Genomic DNA, 19,684 nt, shown 5'->3' on the forward strand with positions numbered 1-19,684 from the left:
CTTTGTTAACCACTTAAGGTAGGAAAGCAGATGATTACAAGTACAACTGTAAGTGTACCTACCAATAACTCCGAAGCATGGAACCAGTTACCCTGGAAGAAATGCCAAAAAGTTGTTATGAGGCTACAGAGGCGTATTGTTAAGGCTGTCCAACAAGGCAGATGGGGTAAGGTGAAAACTTTACAACACCTTCTCACACGCTCTTTTAGCGGCAAAGCTTTGGCGTTTAAGAGAGTAACTGAAAACCAAGGAAAAAACACAGCAGGTGTAGATCGTCAAATATGGTCAACTTGCAACACAAAATTTCAAGGAATAAAGCTATTAAAACAAAGAGGATACAAACCTTCTCCGCTAAAACGGATATACATCAGTAAGTCTAATGGCAAAAGAAGACCTCTTGGAATCCCTACGATAAAAGATAGAGCCATGCAAGCATTATACTTGTTTGCTTTGGAACCGATAGCTGAAACGATCAGTGATCGTCACTCTTATGGTTTTAGACCAAAAAGATCCTGCGCAGACGCTACTGTGGCTTGTCACTTGTTACTGGCAAGCCGTAACCAACTACAATGGATACTCGAAGGTGATATTAAAGGGTGTTTTGATAACATTAACCATGAATGGCTCATGAAGCATATTCCTATGGAGAAGAAAATTCTTCATAGCTGGTTAAAAGCTGGCTTCCTAGAATCAAAAACTCTGTATTCCACAACTGCAGGTACCCCACAAGGTAGTATCATCTCTCCAATACTAGCAAATCTAGCCCTAAATGGACTTGAAAAATCATTGGAAAGTCAATTTGGTAAACTTGGCAGTAAAAGAAGAAGCAAAATCAGAAGTGGAGTAAATGTAATCAGGTACGCAGATGACTTTATCATTTCAGGAATCACACGTGAAGTACTGGAAAATGAAGTAAAACCTCTAGTATCGTCCTTTCTTCAGGAGAGAGGTCTTATCCTTTCCGAAGAGAAAACAAAAATTACATCTATTACAACAGGGTTTGACTTTCTTGGTTGTAATGTACGCAGGTATAATAAGAAGTTAATTATAAAACCTTCAAAAGAAAGTATTAAGAAACTTCTTAATAAAGCACGTACATTGATAAAGGCAAACATAGCGAACACTCAGGCCGTACTAATCAAGTTGCTCAATTCCCTATTAAGGGGATGGGGAAATTACTACAGCCATGTGTGTGCGAAAAGAGCTTTTAACAAAATAGACCATGAAATTATGTGTGCTCTATGGAAATGGGCAAAGAAAAGACATCCTCGTAAAGGATTACGTTGGATAAAGAATCGTTACTTCAAGGTAATGAAACAACGCCAATGGGTCTTTGCTGCACCCATATGCAAGAACAAACCGAAAGAGATAAGGTATTTAAGACTGCTTAGGTTGATTGATATACCTATCAGACGACATGTTAAAATCAGGGCGGATGCAAATCCACTTGACTTAAAATGGAAAAAGTATTTTGATGAAAGAGTGAAACAAACAAAAATGTTAGCAAGCTCTTTCTCAAGAGAAGGTTCTCTACTGTTGGTGTCACCATTAAGAATGATGTTTTCTGAGGAATCATGAAGGACAAGCCGGTTCGAGAAAAGAAGGACTTAGATAAGGGGCTCAAGCGTAGTGTGGGGAAACCTGCATGCTGCGTTTCTAAGGGAGGGAGTAGTAGCAATACTACTTCCTTACCTAACCAGCTCGCTCGTGATAAAGGCTTTGAAAAACGCGCACAACTTTATGCTGCTAAAGCTTATTCAAGGCAAGCTGATAAAGGTGATCAATATCAGGGTCTTAAAGAAATCATTTTTATAGCTATTGCTGATTGTATTCTCTTTCCTAATAAATCTGAGTATAAGTCAGATCATGTAATGTTAGACAAAGATAGCTATGAACATGATTTAAAAGATTTTTATTTTACATTTATTGAGTTACCAAAATTTCCTAAGAGTAGAGAAGAACAACTAGAAAGTGTAGTAGACCGTTGGCTATTTTTTTTCAAATATGCAGATGAAACAACGGACGAAGATCTCAGAAAAATTGCGGAAAAATCACCAATAATAAAGCTAGCATATGATGAATTAGATAAGTTTCACTGGAATGAAAAAGATCTAATAACTTATGAAGAAAGAATAATGGATCTGCACAAAGAAGAAGCCATTCTTGAATACAGACTTGATCTTGCTAAAGAGGAAGGTAGAAAAGAGAGGGAAATTGAAGTCGCAAAGAATCTACTTAAAGCAGGTGTTTCTTTTAATATTATAGCTCAAACTACTGGTCTTTCTATGAGTGAGATCAAAGAATTGCAGAATTAAGTGTGAATGGTTACGAAAAATATAAGTTTTTGCGATAAACGACATAGTGATGTATTTGTTGTTCAGCATGTCAGTGGAATATTTTCTGGTATCTGTTCAGATGCATGGCTAATGCTGAAACAAAAATTCCAGTGCTCCTTTTTTTGTCATCCCAGTCTGGGATCCAGATTGGGCACTAAGTTGGTAAACACGAAAGCGCTTTACAACGTTTTTGATGGAACTGTGCAAAAGGACTGGATACCAGTGTCAGCTACTTGCATGACACCCATTTGTTCCTATAGTTGCTTTTCTCGTCTACCTTATTTTGCCACTCATCTGAACAGATACCCATTTTGGAGGGATACCAATAATAGTTGTGAGCGGTACAAGTTTAGTCCATATACCTTCCAAGCATAACACGCTCACGAAACTTTAATGCGATAGCTTGGTTTCTACTGAAAGACAGCATTATGCCAAGTGCGATGCTCGAAGATAAAAGAGAAGAACCACCATAGCTAAGTAACGGCAGGGTTATGCCGGTGGTAGGAAAAACACTCAATGTTACCCCTATGTTTATTATGAATTGTGTGATGAATTGCATTGAGATACCGAGAATCACCAACAGATTAAATAATTCATTTTCCCTATATGCAATGTAAAGCAAGCGGGCGGAAATGATGCCAAATAACATCAATGTGGCTAAGCACGTAATCAAACCAAATTCTTCTGCTAAAACAGAAAACACAAAATCTGTATGACAATCAGGAAGAGAGGCTTTTACGCTACCTTCACCAGGTCCAACTCCAGTTAATTGACCTCTTTTGAATGCTTCTAATGATTTTGTGACTTGAAAGTTATCGCGCTGCGTAAAAAAGACAAAATTGTAAATCCTTTGCTTTATATGTGGGAGGCATAAGTAAGCTATTGTAGTTCCAGTTGTGGCCATTCCTATTATGCATAGAAAGTATAAAAATGGTATACATGCAATAAACATTTGACCGATAAAAGAATATGTTAAAAGCATAGACATACTGAAATCAGGTTGCAAAAGTAACAACACAAAAACTAACAGAAATATTATGATTGATATGTGTATTTTAAACTTCATTTCGCTGGCCAAGATACTAGCTATAACAACAGAAAAAAATGGCCTTACGAACTCAGATGGTTGAACAGAAATTTTGACAATATGTAACCATCGTTTCGCACCTTTTACCTCTATACCAAGTATTATCGCAGTTGCTACTAGAATAGTAAATAAAGCGAAACCTGCGAATGAGAGGTTAAGTATAGTTCTTGTGTTGAGAAAAGAAAATGTCACCAAGGTAATTAGTGACAGGACTATATAAATTGTATGGCGCCGTATAAAATAATCCTGTGGTAGAGAAAGACGCTGCGCAATTACAGGGCTTGCTGAATAAACAAGAATGAAGCTTATAGTGAGCAAAAAAAACACTGGAAGGATGAGATAATAATCCAGCGTTCTATACCAGAGTTTAATATTCATTTTGTTCCAATGTGTAATGCCACTATTCCATAGCTCATATTATGAAACTCAACATTCTTAAAGCCTACCTCTTCAATTTCCATTTTAAAATCAGCCTGAGTTGGAAACTCTCTAATGCTCCTCACTAAATATTCATAAGAACTCTTGTCTTTAGCAACTATGCTGCCAATTTTAGGAATTACTTTAAATGAATATAAGTCATAAAGTTTGGTAAATATCTCATTTTGATAGTGCATAGGGGCAAATTCTAAGCAGATAAATTTCCCATGTGGTTTTAATACCCTGTGCGCCTCATTTAAAGCCTTCTTGCGGTCAGAAACATTTCGAATGCCAAAAGCTATTGTGCAATAATCAAATTCGGAGTCTTCAAATGGTAAACTTTCTGCACTTGCACATACCCAATCAAAATTAATTTGGTTTGAATTTATAGCTTTATCACGTCCTCTGTTTAGCATGTTTTGATTTATATCGCATACTGTAACCTTAGCACTTGGCTCTTTTCTTACTACTCTTATTGCTATATCTCCAGTTCCTCCAGCAACATCTAAAACCTTAGAGTTTTTTGTAAAATGCACACTATTTACCATCTTATCTTTCCATAATCTGTGCATTCCGAGGCTCATTATATCATTCATGGTGTCGTAGCGACTTGCCACGGAATCGAATACCTCTTTAACTAATTGTGATTTCTTCTCGATTTTTATAGTAGACATTACGTAAAAACTCCTTTATAATTAGTAAAAATTAATTTGAATTAACACAAATGTCAACGACAGGCCTTGAGCCTGTTAAAATCTTCTTCAGCGTGGTATGATGACCGAGTTAGTGGGCTTGATGCAACCACTAAGAAACCTTTGGAGTAAGCAATGTATTTATAATGCTCAAACTCTTCTGGGGTAACATACCTATCAAGTTTTGCATGTTTTGGAGTTGGTTGTAGATATTGACCAATTGTAATAAAATCAACCTCAGCACTGCGCAAATCGTCCATAACCTGAAGTATTTCCTCTTTTGTTTCTCCAAGACCAACCATAAGCCCTGACTTTGTGAAAACTTTAGGATTAATCTGCTTTACCATCTTCAACAAATATAGTGAATGAAAATAGCGAGCTCGTGGTCTTATTTTTGCATACAATCTCGGCACTGTTTCAATATTGTGGTTATAGACATCAGGTGATGCAACAGCGATTGCTTCAAATGCTCCTTTCTTATTTAAAAAATCAGGAGTTAAAATCTCTATTGTTGTTTCTGAAGTTATCTTTCTAATTTCTTCTATGCACTGTATAAACTGATTTGCGCCACCATCTGGCAAATCATCACGATCAACGGAAGTAATGACAACATGTTTTAAGTTTAACTTTTTTATTGCTTTTGCTAAATTTTCTGGTTCATGAGGATCTAGTTTATCAGGAATGCCAGTTGCAACGTTGCAAAATGCACAAGCACGAGTGCAAACAGAACCGAGAATCATCACAGTAGCATGACGTTTATTCCAACATTCACCAATGTTTGGACATGCAGCCTCTTCGCACACTGTATGCAAGTTATGCAGTTTAACGATGTTTAAGGTCTCATTAAATACTTCACCGGTCGGAGCTTTTGCTCTGAGCCATTGAGGTTTGCTATGCATCTGAAACTGCTAACTCTACCTCTTGCTTTACTAAAACTTTTTTCAACCTTCTTTTTATCTTCTGCGCTTTCTCACTTAGTTTAATCGTTCTTGTGTTGAGCAAAAAAGCATCTAAATCACCTTTGTAATCTATAGTTCTCAAAGTTCTTGTTGCCACACGAAATCTAAACTTTTTATTCAATATATCACTTGTCAACGTAACCTTATGTAAATTTAAAAGAAAGGTACGCTTTGTTTTACGATTCGAATGTGATACCTTATTACCAAAAGATTTTTTTCTATTTGTTAATTCACAAACTCTACTCACTTCAATATACCAAATTATTCTATGTACTTAGATTACCTTATATAGTCAAATAGTCAATACTCTCTTGCTTAATTTTTATACCATATACTGCTTTATAACCAAAAAATATCGTAATTTTTTCTATTATAAGAGAAATCATATGCTGAATTTCCAATGCTTTGCTGCCATTTGTTACTACCAGATGCAACACACCCGAATTTATATTCTGTGCATATGAGATCTTTTTCGGTTTTGTACACTCTGCTATTTCTTTCCCTACTATATTTCGCCAGTTTAAAATAAGACGTATTTCATTTTTACTAATCTTATTTTTCATGCATTTTAATGCATAGTTTTCAATTATAGACTTTAATTTTTTTGGACCGCTACGTTTGAGCATTTTTCTGTTTTTTTAGTAAGTAGATAATATAAAAGTATACATATAACTTGAGATTTTGTCATTACTGCTACATGTTTGTGAGATACCGTGACGGTATGACCATAATCGTCACTCCGCAACGCATATTGCATAGTCGTCATTCCGCGGCGTGTTCGCGGAATCTAGCTCTGGTCACGCTACTTAGATGACAACCTTCTAACTGCTTTACAAAGGCTCTACCCTCTGGCCTCACACCGTAAAAGCAGTATTTTTATGCAAAACTTATCTCAACGTAGCACTTGTCAAGATCGTTCCATTCAAAAATTTTTGTTTTGCCTCATAATTAACCTTATAGCTGTTTTAATTGTAATTGGTTAAATTATTATTAACTTGCCAGGCTAGATCCAAAAAATAGCATAATCAATATGCAAATTGCAATAGAAATCACGTTTGCGTATGGTTTATTGCTATGCAGTTAATCTTTCCTCAATCCAAGCTGCTTGAATAGCTTCGAGTATTTTTTCGTTACAGCGTTTTTCATCATCATCAAATTCCTCTAAACTCAATACCTTTTTTTTAAGCTCAGTGAATCTAATACTAATTATATTCTCATCTGGAAATTTTTCTTCCAGAGCTTCTACAATATCTTCTATATCAAGCCATTTCATACTTTTTTGTATTTATCTGCTAAGTTAAATTGGTGCCCATGGGGAGACTTGAACTCCCAAGGTCGCAAAACCCACGGATTTTAAGTCCGCTGCGTCTACCGATTCCGCCACACGGGCTTTTTTTATCTATCTAGAGTAAAACTCTACTACTAAATTGACTTCCATGTCTGCTGAATAAGGAACCTCAGAATATTGAGGTGACCTCAAATACTTCACTGAATGCTCTTTACTATCTGCTTCTAAATAATCCGGAGCCTTGCGCTCTTGTTTTTGTTCAGCCTCTACTACTACAGGGATTTTTGCTGCCCTTTCTCTTATTTTTATTATATCACCTGGCTTCACTCGATAACTCGATATGTTAACCACCTTATCATTAACTGTAACGTGCTTGTGAGATATGAGCTGCTTTGCTGAGTAAATTGTTGGAACAAGACCAGAGTGGTATAAAACAGAACTTAATCTCGATTCTAAGATACCGATAAAATTATCAGCCGTATAACCCTTTCTGTTATAAGCATCTAAAAATGTACGTCTGAGCTGCTTACTTGAAATCGCATAGTAAAACTTAAATTTCTTATGCGCAGCAAACTGCTTACCAAAGTCGGATAACTTCTTGAATCCAAGAATACCATGTTGACCTGGAGGGTATTTCCTTTTGTTTACTGGGTCTTTAGCTCTACCCCATAAATTTACACCAAGTCTACGGCTAATCCTATACTTTCTAGTGATAACAGTTGTCATATAAAAACTCTCACGATTTAACTTTAGATTATTAAGGATTTTAGCACTCAGTGTCAACTTGTTTTTGCTGATATAATCTTTTATACTTCATTTTTAAGTTTTTCTATTAACACATGAATCATTCACATTTAAAATCTATGGCAAACTCCATCCGTTTTTTATCAATTGATGCAGTACAAAAAGCAAACTCTGGACACCCAGGTATGCCACTTGGCATGGCAGATGTTGCAACTGTTTTGTTTGCTAAATATCTGAATCATAATCCTGATGATTCTAAATGGTTCAATAGAGATCGCTTTGTTTTATCAAACGGTCATGGGTCAATGTTACTATACTCAATATTATATTTGACAGGTTATATTAGCGTAGATGAGCTAAAAAACTTCAGACAAATGGGATCCAAGACCCCAGGTCATCCAGAGTTCGGCTTGACTTCCGGGGTAGAGGCAACAACAGGCCCGCTCGGTCAGGGGTTTGCCGCTGCTGTTGGCATGGCACTTGCTGAATCGATACTTGAAAAGCAGTTTAGAATCAATCACTACACTTATGTGATGCTAGGGGATGGCTGTCTTATGGAAGGAATAAGCCATGAAGCAGCATCACTTGCTGGGCATCTTAAATTGAATAAGCTTATAGCTCTTTTTGATGATAATGATATTTCTATAGATGGCGCTACTTGCCTTTCCTGTTCTGACGATGTAGAGAAACGCTTCTTAGCGTATGGATGGAATGTTGACAAAATTGATGGACATGATTTTGATGCCATATCCCTTGCAATAGAGCAAGCAAAAAAGTCTGATAAACCTACAATGATCTGCTGCAAAACTATTATCGGAAAATTTTCAAGCCGTGCTGGCACATCCTCTGCTCACAGTGGTGCTTTTTCGGAGGAAGACATAAAACAGATGAGAGAGAAATTAAACTGGAATTATGAACCATTCCATGTACCAGAAGATGTGAAAAATGCCTGGAAGAAAACTGTTGAGAGAGCAAAACAAAACTACACGATGTCATTCCAGCGCGTGACGCTGGAATCCAGGAAAGAAGAAAAAGAATGGATCCCAGTGTCAAGCACTGGGATGACAAGAGAGAGTACTGGGATGACAGAAGAGAATGCTGGGATGACAGGGTATCATGCAGAACTTCAAAGACGGTTAGATAAACATCTACCAGAGAATATCGCTGGTGTTTTAGCTGACCTGAAGAAACAAATATGTGAGCTAATGCCAAACGAAGCTACTCGATCTTCTTTCGGCAGAGTAATGGAACTTTTAACTGAGTCTATGCCGGAATTAATCGGCGGTTCTGCTGATCTTACCGGGTCAAATTGCACTAAATATGAGCACATGCAGGTAATAAATAGCAATAATTATAGTGGCTCTTATGTCCACTATGGAGTGAGAGAGCACGCTATGGCAGCATGTATGAATGGTATGGCACTTCACGGCGCGATTCTTCCTTATGGCGGCACTTTTTTGGTATTTTCCGACTATTGTCGTCCTGCTATACGTCTTTCAGCTCTGATGAAGCAGCAGGTTATGTATGTCATGACTCACGACTCAATTGGAGTGGGAGAAGATGGCCCGACTCATCAGCCAATAGAGCATTTAGCCTCTTTGCGTGCTATACCAAATCTATATGTTTTTAGGCCAGCCGATGCAGTTGAAACTCTGGAGTGTGTTAGCATTGCACTCGAAAAGAAAGAATCTCCAGCACTGTTTGCGCTCTCAAGGCAAAACGTAAGTTACATGCGCAAGTTCTACTCTGATATCGATCAATCTGCTAATTTATCGAAGTTTGGTGCATATATTTTGTGTGAATGTTCAAAAGAATTAAAAGTGACGATATTTGCTACGGGGTCCGAGGTTGAAATTGCAGTTGAAGCAAGGGAGAAATTGCAGGAAAAGGGTATAGGTACAAGGATTGTTTCTATGCCATGCTGGAGGCTTTTTGACGAGCAAAGCGATGAATATAAAGCGGCAATATTAAATAATGACAGCATTAAAGTTGCAATTGAAGCCGGAAGTGAAATGGGTTGGCATAAATATATAGGTTCAAACGGTATATTTATTGGCATGAAAAGCTTCGGAGAATCAGCACCTTATAAAACACTCTATGAGCATTTTAATATCAGCGCAGATCATGTGGTAAAATGTGTGTGTGAGAAACTGGTTTACATTCAGTAGACTTCTTGCATAACCATATGAAAGCCCACTCTTCTTTGTCATCCCAGTACGTGACGTTATTTCCATCCAAGATGATGTCATTCCAGCACTTGACACTGGCATCTAGTTTTCTTTACAAATTCACCAAAAGTGCTTCATTCTATAACGCAAAACCCATACTCACCAAACCCAATGCATTACTTGCAATTAAGTTTCCTGGATCCCAGTGTCAAGCACTGGGATGACACCTTTTCCGGTAGAAGATCACTATCAAATCACATTGCTCTGGTCATTATGATCACCATTATTTTGTTCAACTGATTGATCGACCCCAGGTGAAGAAGAATCATCATAAGGTTGTGTGTCAGACTTTTCTTCGTCAGACCCAAACAACCATGAAAAAAAACCACCAAAAAATGATGCAATTAATGAAAAAGGCTTCATAAGTATACTAAACAAACTACCAAAAAAAGAGCTCGGCTGTTCTTCTGTTTGTGCAGGTTCTGTGGAAGCAACAGGACCTACATCGTTGTCTTGTACATCAGTTCCTTGTTCTGCACTGGTGGTGCTGGTTTTTTCCCCTTCTTTGCTATTATCTGATTGTAGTTCAGTATCATCACCTACTCGTTTTTCTTCCTCTTGACCCCCTTCACTATCTGTCGATGATCCACCCGCTGAACCATCATCAGATTTTTCTGCGGGTTGCAATAGAGTTTTTATTCCTTCATCAGTGGCTAATTTGAAAGGAGTGTTTCCATGTTTATCTTCTATATTAACATCGATTCCATCTTTTCCCAATAGGGCTTCTACTGCCTCTTTATGGCCCTTTACAACGGCCCAATGTAAAGGAGTCTGTTCTGCAAGTTTATCTTTTATATTAACATCGATTCCTTCTGCTCCCAGTAGAGCGTTCAATACATTTATATCTATGTTGTCCTTTTTAGCAGCCAAATGCAAAGGAGTCCTGTCATCTTTATCTTGTGCATTAACATTGATTTCTTTTGCTCCCAGTAGAGCGTTCAATACATTTATATCTATGTTGTCCTTTTTAAGAACAGAATGTAAAGGAGTATCTTTATTCTTATCTGCTAAATTAACATCAATTCCCTCTTTTCTAAGTAGAGCGTTCAATACATTTAGAGGTTGTCCGGAAACAAGTAAAAGGCTATAATATCTGAAATTTTAGTACGGGGTAAAGATGAGAAAAAAGTATCCAACAGATCTAAGCGAAAGGGAATGGGCAAGAATAGAAAAACACTTCAGAGTATCATACAAGAAAGGAGGAAGGCTGCCAAAGTATAGCAAAAAAGAAATATTAGAAGCAATTTTCTATGTATTGCGTACAGGGTGTCAATGGCGGTATTTACCAAATGATTTTCCGCTATCGAAGACTGTGTATGAGCAGTTCAGGCAATGGAAGAAGCAGGGAATTTTTGAGAAAATGAATTATGAAATTACAAAATATAGTAGAAGAAAAATAGGAAGGAATGAGCAGCCGAGTGCCTGTATAGTAGATAGTCAATCTGTAAAGACTACAGAAAAGGGGGGATCAAAGGCTATGATGGAAGTAAAAAAGTAAAGGGTAGAAAAAGGCATATAATTACAGACACTCAGGGTTTTATACTAGGTTGTTACGTAGGCGCTGCTAACGAAAATGATAGAGATGGTATTAAAATAGCATTAAACAATATGAGAACAAAATATACTAAAGTTAAAAAAATGTGGGCTGACATGGGATACCAAGGAAGAAATTTAAAGAATCACATAAAGGAAGAATATGACATAGATATTGAAATTGTTAAAAGGCCTCCATGTAGATTTTGGGTGCACAAAGATACGCCACCTGAGCTACTACCAACAAGAGAACAAGGGTTTAAAGTACAGCCAAGAAGATGGGTTGTAGAAAGGACTTTTGCTTGGGTTAATAGGAATAGAAGGCTATCGAAGGAGTATGATTTACTCACAACATCCACTGAGAATTTCATATACCTAGCTATGAGTAGGGTTATGTTAAAGAGGGAATATGCTTGAATTTACTTGTTTCCGGACAACCTCTTATATCTATGTTGCCCTTTTTAAGAACAGAATGTAAAGGAGTATCTTTATTCTTATCTGCTAAATTAACATCGATTCCATCTTTTCCCAATAGGGCTTCTACTACCTCTTCATGGCTATTTTTAGCAGCACAATGTAGAGGAGTCTTTCCATCTTGATCTGTTGCATTAACACTTGCTCCTTGATTTATTAGATCGTTTACTGTATTGATATCACCTCTTCCAGCAGCCTTAAGTAATTCATCTGTGTTTTGTAATAGAGTTCGTATGTCTTGAGTAGTGGCTAAATCTAAAGGAGTGTCTCCATTTTCATCTTCTGCATCAACATTTGCCCCTTTGTCCAATAGAGCTTCTACTACCTCTTTATGGCCCTTTTCAGCAGCCCAATGTAGAGGAGTCTTGTTATCTTGATCTTTTACATTAACCTTTGCTCCTTCACTTATTAGACTGTTTACTTCCTGAATATTACCGCTTTTAGCAACCTCAAGTAATTTAGCTGTGCTTTGTAATAGAGTTTTTATTTCTTCGTCAGTAGTTAAAACTAAGGAAGTGTTTCCCTCTTCATCTTCTGCATTAACATTTGCCCCTTTGTCCAATAGAGCTTCTACTACCTCTTTATGGCCCCATACAGCAGCAATATGTAAAGGAGTCTCTCCTTTATCATTTTCTACCTTAACATCTGCTCCTTCACTTATTAGACGGTTTACTGCATCAATATCACCTCTTTCAACAGCCTTAAAAAAATTATCTCTACTTTGTGAACTACTCATCCTACACCTCTTTGTAAAACTATATTGTTATGATAAAGTCGTTAATAATCTATGAGCTCTCACCCCCTGTAAAATTATATTATCATGATAAAGTCATTAATAACCCATGAGCTCTGGATCACGCAAATAATGGTTATTCCCTGTGTTTTTCAGTACATTTGAGCTGGCTGTACATAAGAATCGCAATTGTAGAGCATGCTATTGTTAATAGTAAATTTGGTAAAATACCATAGCGAAAAAATTTTCCTACTATATATATTCCAATAGCCCCAAACATCATATTGCAGAATGAGAGGACTGCACTACCAAGCCCTATACCTTTGATCGTTTCTAAAGCAGAAGTTACGTTATTGCTTATTATTAATGCAAGTCCGATATTGGCTGGAATCCAAGCAGTTTGAAGAATGAATATATTCAACTTGTCCGCGAAATAAAAATATACCAATAAACTATCGGATATTATCGGTAACACCAAACCTATTATTAGCATTTTGCTAACCCCTACTTTTGGTACATACCTTCTATTAATTAAAGTTCCAATTATGTAGAATATGACTATGATCGATATGAGGTAGCCAAAATACTGTACTTCAATGCCCATCGATTCAAATATGAACGGGTAGTTAGCAATGTATGCCCAAAGCCACATGAAAGTTAATCCATGAATGGCTGAAAACCCAAGGAAACGATAATTTCTAAATATTGATATATATTGCTTGAAGATATTAGTAGTTATGTTAGTTATACTGGTTTCATTTTTATTTACAGTGAGTGTTTCTTGCAACTTAAAGTAGATAAAAATAAGTATAGCAATTGCCGCGAGTGACATAATAAAAAACAAAAATTTCCAATGATACCCATGTGAAATTATATAACTGCCCACCACTGGAGCTATTCCAGGTGAGAGTGCCACAACCATATTTAATTTTGAAATTACTCTCGAGTATTCACTACCCGAGTACATATCCCTTATTGCTGCATACCCAACAACACCTGCAACACCAGCTCCTGCCCCTTGTATGAAGCGAATTAGTATCAAGAGCATAATACTGTCGGCTATATAACACATGACACTTGCCAAAGTAAAAATTGTCATACCAATCAGCATCATTGGACGCCTACCATAATGGTCCGATAATGGACCATAAATTAAGCCAGATACCGCAAATCCAACTAGATTTAAGCTAATTGTAAGCTGCACTACACTGCCTTCTACTTTAAAATAATTGGCAATGCTTGGTAGTGCAACTGAGTATAGGTCAGTTGCCATATCGACAATTGCTACAGACAATATCATAATAAGAGAGATGATATTTTGCGAAAGAGCTGTTTTCACTTAATGATTTACTGGATTAAATATACTTAATTATAATGTATTTTTTTCATTAGTATATTAAATTAACTACTGAAATTAAGAGTAGCTATTCAAGAAAAAGCCTGTGAAGGCTCTATCCAGTAGGGCAGTGCCATGACTACTTGGATCTAGTTTCCATTATACAATTTCATCAAAGCAGTTTACTTACTTGCAATTAAGTTTCTGGATCCAAGTAGTCATGGCACTGGGATGACAGGAGAAGGAGGCTACTTAGATGACACCCTCCTAGTGGATTCAAATCACAATGTTCGTACAGTTATGTGCTTTGACACTGAAATCTTAAGCTAAAATCATGAAAAGCACGAATTTCAATATCTTACCTTTGATTATTCACTTTAAGCTTTAAGTCTTCAACAGAAGATGCATTTGCCTCACTTACTACCTTTAGTGGTTCACCAAGGCTATGTTCCACTTTTGTCTCAAATTTAAAGCCCAATTTTTCGCAAAGCTTCTGAAAATATTCAACAATAACATCAAACAAATTCTTACCACTTACTTTGTAGTTTTTTAGCTCTTTAGGAATGGTAAGAAGTACTTTACCATCTTCATATGTTACATTTTTATCTTCACATTTCAGTTTAAACTCCGCTGAACTGCAAAAACCTGGTGTTTCGATATATGTACAATCATCATAGTTAAGCATTTTTGTATATTTCATGCTAAAACTAAGCTTTATACAATTGGGTTCACGACAATCCATAATATACTCTCTCTTGTCATACAGTTGCTTTGCGTTGACAAATGAAAAGATCCAAGAGCTTGACTCATATCATTAGGAAGAAAATGAGTATATCCGCCCTGATAATAGTTATTTATTAACTCCTCAATAATAGAGTTATTGGGAATTGTTGCACCAACGTGTTTAAACATTTCTGTAAAAATTTGTCTGAGAAATGGACGATAATTCCCTTTTCCGTTTTCATCCCGTAGAATTAGATTTTTATGTTTTGAATACAGATTGTTAATAAATTCGTTAGTTATTTTTTGTCCGTTAATAGCAAGGCCGTGTGTTCTATTAAGATCCTTATATGTTCCCTCACCAGAAATTACTTCGTCCCAAGTGTTAGCTTTGAAATCAGCATATTTGAGCTTCTTCACTTCAGCTTTCAACGCATTGACCATTTCCTTTGACATGTTATATCTCTACCATTAATACCTGTATATTAATTCTAGCACTTACTTTATTAAATTTCAATTACTAAATGAATTTATCACTTTCACTTCCGTATTTTCCAGCGAGTCACCGTAAGTCACTGCTTTTAGGTAAAACTTTTTTCCCCTTTGCACTTCGAAAGATATTACTGAATCATCAAGCAGAGTAAATTTTTCACCTGCGGTGTGCTGATACTCTTTGGTGCCCTCTTGCCCTCTAATTAGGTTGCTAAGCTTATATTTATTTTTATCTATAAGTTCGGCACTCTGAAATTTTACTATCTCTTTTCCAACCAGTGCTAAATTGCTTACATTTATAGTACTAACATTAGTGCTTGTAAAACCCTCTTCTGTCATCCCAGTGCCCAGACACTGGGATCCAGGAGAAATATGGTCAAGCGCTGGAATGACACCATCACTTAAATAATGGTTATATGAAGAACTCAATACACCAAAACGTAACACTACTATAAGCCCCTCGTCGGTAGATTCCATTACATATCCGTAAGTAGACTGCTTGTTTGTGTTTGCGATAGGCTTATAATCCTTATCGTTGTACGAAATAAAGAGTGTTGCTCCTTTCCAATTCTTTTCCTCACTAATTAAAGTAAAGCTTGCACTATTACCTTTAATATCCGGTAAATCTATCATTTCTACGATGGTTTTGCTGATATGAGAAGGAGGGTATTCCTTCAGCATAAGTGACCTTGTTGAAGGAAAAGAAAGCTTATATATAGAGTGATCATAACCAACGCCAATTACTTGAATGGACATGCTTTCAAATTTCGTTTTTATAATTCTCACCGTATGTTTTTTCTCACTGTCTAAAATCGTTATTACATCACTTGGCACAAGCCACGCATATTTTATCGGTAGCTTGAAATTGTATATATTTCTCTCTTGCCACGAAGAATAAAGTAAAACCTCAGCGATATTTTGCGCCTCTCCCTCCTCCATAATGAGCGGTATTTCAACTGTTATAGCAGCGCCTTGCTTTGGCAACTCAGCATATTTAACATCAATTGGATAGCCAAAATTGCGATTAAAATAAACGACGTTAACTTTATTGTTTAAATCTAATTGACTGATATTAGCAAGTTTTGAATTGTTACTGAAAACCGTTTCACCAATTGGTATTTCAGTCGTAACTCCCCTGCCCTTTTGGACAAATTTCAGTTTAGAGTCCTGTTCAACCACATCAAAAAAATAGCAACTTTGCAGCATTTTAATAATTGAACGTACCGATTGCTGGTCATTTATTACATATCCAGACAATAATCCTTTAACATCACTCGTATCGAACTGATCGCTTTTTAAACCTGCTTTTTGTAATAGATCCGATAAAACATCGGAAATATTAAGCTGTGAAAGCTTTCCCTGAATCCAATGTCCTGTCTGCCAATTATGGCAGTCAGTCCACATATCACACAAATTGGGGAAATAAGGAAATGGCCTTGCATCCCATGCCCAGAGAAACATTTTTTCTACCATTTCCGAGCTTTGCCACTTCTTTAGCGTTCCTTCAATTGCAATTTTTTGCGAAAGAAAGCTCACCTCTCCGTTTGAATATCGTGGATATTTGCTCTCTATGCTGCCTTTATCAACAAACACATTTGGCTCATTAGTGCAGCCGTTCATACTGGGAAATCCATACTCAGTAAACCATATTTTTTCATTTTTGGTTGCCATTTCGTTTTACTACCACTGGGGTTTATGTGAGTTTCACTCCACCATTTCTCTATATTTTTCCACGCATACCTGCTGTCGTTATACTTTACTTTTTCAGGTTCACTCTTTGAGTAATCATAGAAATAATCATACCCCACTCCACTGCTCCAACCACCCATTACATCTTCCGCGGAATAACCAAAAGGAGGCTCTGGACCATCAGTCAGTGGAAAATAAGCATCTATGCCAATAACGTCGATGTACTCTGAAGACCAAAGCTCATCCATATTATACCAACCATCATATGAATGGTATTCACTCCAATCAGCAGCGTAAGTTACCGTTACTTCTTTTCCAAGCTGAAGTTTTATTCGCTTTGCAAGCTTAACTAGCTCTATAACGGCAGGGTAATTCCCTTGTTCATCCCTGATTTTGGTAAGTTGCGCAAATTCAGATCCGATGATAAACCCTTCCACTTTAGTTTGTTTGGCAATGCTTGCATAATGCTCTATAAATTTGTTATATTGATTCTCAAAAAAATCACTTATATCCCCAGGGGTCCCGCTCAATTTTCCTCGCCACTCTTTGTTCTTTGTGTCAAGTAAGGGCATTGGATAGAGCATCACCTTGTAGCCTCTGCTGTGTAGCTCTTCTATATATCTTATCAACGCTGCATCACTAACTGTGCCACCATACCTTGGGTTTCCACTCGCATCTTTTGAAATTAGCTGAGCATTATCTCTGGTTACACCCCCTACTTGCCAATCATCAGGTAATATTGCGGAATCATCTTGAAATTCAACTGCAGGATATATTTTACAATCTTTAATGTTCAGATCATTCACAAACCAATTGACTACCACCGACACCAACTCAACATTTGGCAAATCTTCTTTTAATTGATCCAAAGAAAGCATTGCATCGCTCTTTTTAGTGTGGTTGTTGTGATTTACCCTTTGCGCCAGCCCATATGGGATATATTGGTTGCTGCTTATTTTCTCTTGCGCGATTTTCTTCTGTATTTTTGTATCATATACAAACTCACCTGAACCTGGTATGATATTGATATTCCGAATATTTTCCGCTATTGAAAACCCAACGGGCTTTAATGCAGTTCGCACTTCAAATGTAAATATCGGGACGCGATTGTTATAGTCTGCTAAAGGAAAATTCTTGATGACTATGTAAGATATTCCCCTATAAGCCGGCACATTCCCCTCTCCTTCAATTGATGACATAAATGGATCAGGATTTTGGTCTTCTCTGCCGCTGTAAAAAGTATAATCTATTTCATCAAAGCTAAGTGATGTTGTATCTGCCCAGATTCTGTTTAATTTTTCTACTTTCCCCTTGCAGATCGCAATTGCAAGCGTTGCGTAGTAATTATATGTAACGTTCATACCTCTTCCAATTTTGCTTTTGGTGGTTATCGCCTCTTCTTTTATTGGCTGTGACCAAATAATGTTCCCTGCAACACGAGCAGTGCCATAGATAACGAGCAGTGCCATAGATAATTGGAATCGTTCTGCCGTAGGTTGAGGTTTGAACTTGCAGATTTTTTAGTCTCGCACCATGCGTTACTTTTTGCTCGGCATCAAGGCCGAACATTGCCCCATCTAGCTGTGCACCAAGAAGAGCACCGAGTTCTGAGCCGATAATCCGGCCAATTGGACCAAAAATGCTGCCTGCTTGACCAAAAATTGATGATAAAATTATTGTAGACATGGTAATCCTCCTTTTGATAGATTTTTTTGAAATTGTTGAGAGAAGATCCAAGTGTCACGCTACTTGGATGACAAGAAAGTGGTACTGGGATGACAGATACTATGATAAGAAATTCAGCAGCTTACAATGGATAGTTGAAGTTTTTAATTAAGAAAAGCACACAAGTAAATCGTGTAGCTATAGTTATTGTAAGCAACAATGAAAAAGTGCGGAAGTGAAAAATTTATGTTGATTTTATATTAATTTTTAGTACAATTTAGCATTATAATCTGGGGGTGCCAATGAAATTTGAAATGTCGGAAGAAAATAGTAAAAGAGTCTTGTCTGGTACAAAATGGATTACTAATGTTGGTCAAAACTATCTTACATCACTGAATAATAGCACTAAACCAACTAGTTCTGGAAAAAAATTAATCAATGCTTTTTTACTTGTTCCAATCATCGTGCCTACTGCTATAACAGCATTATCTCTTAGCTTAACTATGCTTTTTTTGAATGCTGTTAATGTTCAAAAAGATGATTCTAAATTATCTAAAGTAATAAAGTTTATAGTTAGCTCTCTAATCTATATAGCTGCTACCGTGGTTTTAATTCCGTGCATTGTATTAAATCTAATAATTTCACTGATACCTGGTCTTATTTTTTATTACATTAATAAAGACATGTTTAGTCAAAAAGACATAGAAAACAGTCAAGGTCAACCAGTAAATAAAGTTGAGATAAGTAATGATAAAGAATACAATGAGCGTGTTGAAAAAGAAGCTAGCATATCAGGAACTGACCAACATCAAAATAATGAAGAGCACGAGCAAAATGAACTAAGGAATAATAGTCAAAGTAATTCAGAACAACACCATTCAGCATATAATCAAGCATTAGTAAGTAATGGTCAACTACATAATCAACCGACTGTAGAAGTAATATCTCGAGAAGTGGGTAATACGCGATTTGTAGACCAGACTGTTATAGCAAAGGATATAAATAATGATGGTATACGAGATGGTGGAATGATGATGCGAACAGTTGGAAATGATCGTAACTTCACTGCTTGTGGTGTTGTTACCGGAAATGCTACTAATAAACAAGAAGGTTTCGCTACTGCTATGGGGTTTTCATGTAACATTGTTGAAAATGGAATAGATTTCCAACTTGGCTGCAGTATGCGCACTGGAACTGACAAAAAGCAAGCAATTAAACATCTTAAGGCAAAGTGAATCAGCGCGAACTTTGCTATCTGGTGATAGTGGAATATTGTCTATAGAGCAGTTTG

At 36.7% G+C, this 19,684-nt stretch carries 18 protein-coding genes, 1 tRNA gene and 2 pseudogenes; 6 read left to right on the forward strand and 15 right to left on the reverse strand.

Going from position 1 to position 19,684, the window contains the following annotated elements; all coding sequences use genetic code 11:
• The first annotated feature begins 30 nt into the window (after nt 1-30).
• Both ltrA and ABL518_RS04190 read left to right on the forward strand, forming a co-directional pair.
• Nucleotides 31-1,578, forward strand: a complete 1,548-nt coding sequence (ltrA, locus tag ABL518_RS04185; protein WP_010082015.1) for a group II intron reverse transcriptase/maturase — start codon at nt 31-33, stop codon at nt 1,576-1,578.
• On the forward strand, nt 1,575-2,315 hold the full coding sequence (locus tag ABL518_RS04190) for an Rpn family recombination-promoting nuclease/putative transposase (RefSeq protein WP_010082518.1): 741 nt from the start codon (nt 1,575-1,577) through the stop codon (nt 2,313-2,315). Before ltrA ends, ABL518_RS04190 begins: the two co-directional genes overlap by 4 nt.
• Before the next feature lie 370 nt (nt 2,316-2,685).
• Here the strand turns inward: ABL518_RS04190 and ABL518_RS04195 are convergent, their stop codons facing one another.
• From ABL518_RS04195 to rpsD, 8 genes are all read right to left on the reverse strand, one after another.
• Nucleotides 2,686-3,801, reverse strand: coding sequence for an FtsW/RodA/SpoVE family cell cycle protein (locus ABL518_RS04195; protein WP_010962558.1), 1,116 nt, complete (start codon nt 3,799-3,801; stop codon nt 2,686-2,688).
• Complete coding sequence (gene ubiE / locus ABL518_RS04200) at nt 3,798-4,514, reverse strand: bifunctional demethylmenaquinone methyltransferase/2-methoxy-6-polyprenyl-1,4-benzoquinol methylase UbiE (RefSeq protein ID WP_010962557.1); 717 nt, start codon at nt 4,512-4,514, stop codon at nt 3,798-3,800. The genes ABL518_RS04195 and ubiE overlap by 4 nt, the downstream gene beginning before the upstream one ends.
• Before the next feature lie 53 nt (nt 4,515-4,567).
• The gene (gene lipA / locus ABL518_RS04205) at nt 4,568-5,431 is read right to left on the reverse strand and encodes a lipoyl synthase (RefSeq protein ID WP_010082514.1); all 864 of its coding nucleotides are present in this window, start codon (nt 5,429-5,431) and stop codon (nt 4,568-4,570) included.
• Nucleotides 5,424-5,738 carry a 50S ribosomal protein L28 gene (gene rpmB, locus ABL518_RS04210; protein ID WP_006279619.1) on the reverse strand — a complete coding sequence of 105 codons (315 nt, stop codon included), beginning with the start codon at nt 5,736-5,738 and terminating at the stop codon, nt 5,424-5,426. Before rpmB ends, lipA begins: the two co-directional genes overlap by 8 nt.
• Before the next feature lie 37 nt (nt 5,739-5,775).
• Nucleotides 5,776-6,117: a DUF721 domain-containing protein gene (locus ABL518_RS04215; RefSeq protein WP_010082513.1), complete on the reverse strand. Its 342-nt coding sequence runs from the start codon at nt 6,115-6,117 to the stop codon at nt 5,776-5,778.
• 446 nt (nt 6,118-6,563) lie between these two features.
• Entirely contained in the window at nt 6,564-6,764 is a 201-nt protein-coding gene (iscX, locus tag ABL518_RS04220) for a Fe-S cluster assembly protein IscX (protein ID WP_010962556.1), read from the reverse strand.
• Between the two features lie 30 nt (nt 6,765-6,794).
• Nucleotides 6,795-6,881 (reverse strand) — tRNA-Leu (locus ABL518_RS04225).
• A gap of 9 nt (nt 6,882-6,890) precedes the next feature.
• Nucleotides 6,891-7,505: a 30S ribosomal protein S4 gene (rpsD, locus tag ABL518_RS04230; protein ID WP_010962555.1), complete on the reverse strand. Its 615-nt coding sequence runs from the start codon at nt 7,503-7,505 to the stop codon at nt 6,891-6,893.
• 113 nt (nt 7,506-7,618) lie between these two features.
• On the opposite strand from rpsD, the gene tkt reads away from it, so the two are divergent.
• Nucleotides 7,619-9,691 carry a transketolase gene (tkt, locus tag ABL518_RS04235; RefSeq protein ID WP_095742678.1) on the forward strand — a complete coding sequence of 691 codons (2,073 nt, stop codon included), beginning with the start codon at nt 7,619-7,621 and terminating at the stop codon, nt 9,689-9,691.
• A 17-nt stretch (nt 9,692-9,708) separates the two neighbouring features.
• Nucleotides 9,709-9,915 (forward strand): hypothetical protein, encoded by a 207-nt coding sequence (locus ABL518_RS04240; protein ID WP_138264940.1) that lies wholly within the window; start codon nt 9,709-9,711, stop codon nt 9,913-9,915.
• 25 nt (nt 9,916-9,940) lie between these two features.
• Here ABL518_RS04240 and ABL518_RS04245 read toward each other — a convergent pair whose 3' ends face one another.
• Nucleotides 9,941-10,801 carry an ankyrin repeat domain-containing protein gene (locus ABL518_RS04245; RefSeq protein WP_010082523.1) on the reverse strand — a complete coding sequence of 287 codons (861 nt, stop codon included), beginning with the start codon at nt 10,799-10,801 and terminating at the stop codon, nt 9,941-9,943.
• A 67-nt stretch (nt 10,802-10,868) separates the two neighbouring features.
• Between ABL518_RS04245 and ABL518_RS04250 the strand changes: the two genes are divergently transcribed.
• Nucleotides 10,869-11,701, forward strand: a protein-coding gene (locus ABL518_RS04250) for an IS5-like element ISWpi1 family transposase (RefSeq protein ID WP_095742620.1) whose coding sequence is annotated in 2 segments (ribosomal slippage) — nt 10,869-11,238 and nt 11,238-11,701 — 834 coding nt in all. Because the reading frame shifts where the segments join, the coding sequence is not laid out codon by codon here.
• Here the strand turns inward: ABL518_RS04250 and ABL518_RS04255 are convergent.
• From ABL518_RS04255 to ABL518_RS06600, 6 genes and pseudogenes are all read right to left on the reverse strand, one after another.
• A complete protein-coding gene (locus ABL518_RS04255) occupies nt 11,676-12,494 on the reverse strand; it encodes an ankyrin repeat domain-containing protein (protein WP_251371791.1) in 819 nt (272 codons plus the stop codon). The genes ABL518_RS04250 and ABL518_RS04255 overlap by 26 nt on opposite strands.
• A gap of 133 nt (nt 12,495-12,627) precedes the next feature.
• Entirely contained in the window at nt 12,628-13,791 is a 1,164-nt protein-coding gene (locus ABL518_RS04260; protein ID WP_010082551.1) for a multidrug effflux MFS transporter, read from the reverse strand.
• A gap of 394 nt (nt 13,792-14,185) precedes the next feature.
• Nucleotides 14,186-15,003, reverse strand: a pseudogene (locus tag ABL518_RS04265) (hypothetical protein).
• A gap of 57 nt (nt 15,004-15,060) precedes the next feature.
• Entirely contained in the window at nt 15,061-16,512 is a 1,452-nt protein-coding gene (locus ABL518_RS06590; RefSeq protein WP_410543848.1) for a phage tail protein, read from the reverse strand.
• Nucleotides 16,513-16,515: 3 nt separating this feature from the next.
• Nucleotides 16,516-18,089 (reverse strand): annotated as a pseudogene (locus ABL518_RS06595) (glycoside hydrolase TIM-barrel-like domain-containing protein); the annotation flags it as partial.
• Entirely contained in the window at nt 18,073-18,414 is a 342-nt protein-coding gene (locus tag ABL518_RS06600) for a hypothetical protein (RefSeq protein WP_010082546.1), read from the reverse strand. The pseudogene ABL518_RS06595 and the gene ABL518_RS06600, both read right to left, overlap by 17 nt.
• A 281-nt stretch (nt 18,415-18,695) precedes the next feature.
• Here ABL518_RS06600 and ABL518_RS04275 point away from each other — a divergent pair, with 281 nt between their 5' ends.
• Entirely contained in the window at nt 18,696-19,628 is a 933-nt protein-coding gene (locus ABL518_RS04275; RefSeq protein ID WP_251371790.1) for a hypothetical protein, read from the forward strand.
• Nucleotides 19,629-19,684 lie beyond the last annotated feature (56 nt).

The organism is Wolbachia endosymbiont of Drosophila willistoni (assembly GCF_040084705.1).
Taxonomy (GTDB): domain Bacteria; phylum Pseudomonadota; class Alphaproteobacteria; order Rickettsiales; family Anaplasmataceae; genus Wolbachia; species Wolbachia pipientis.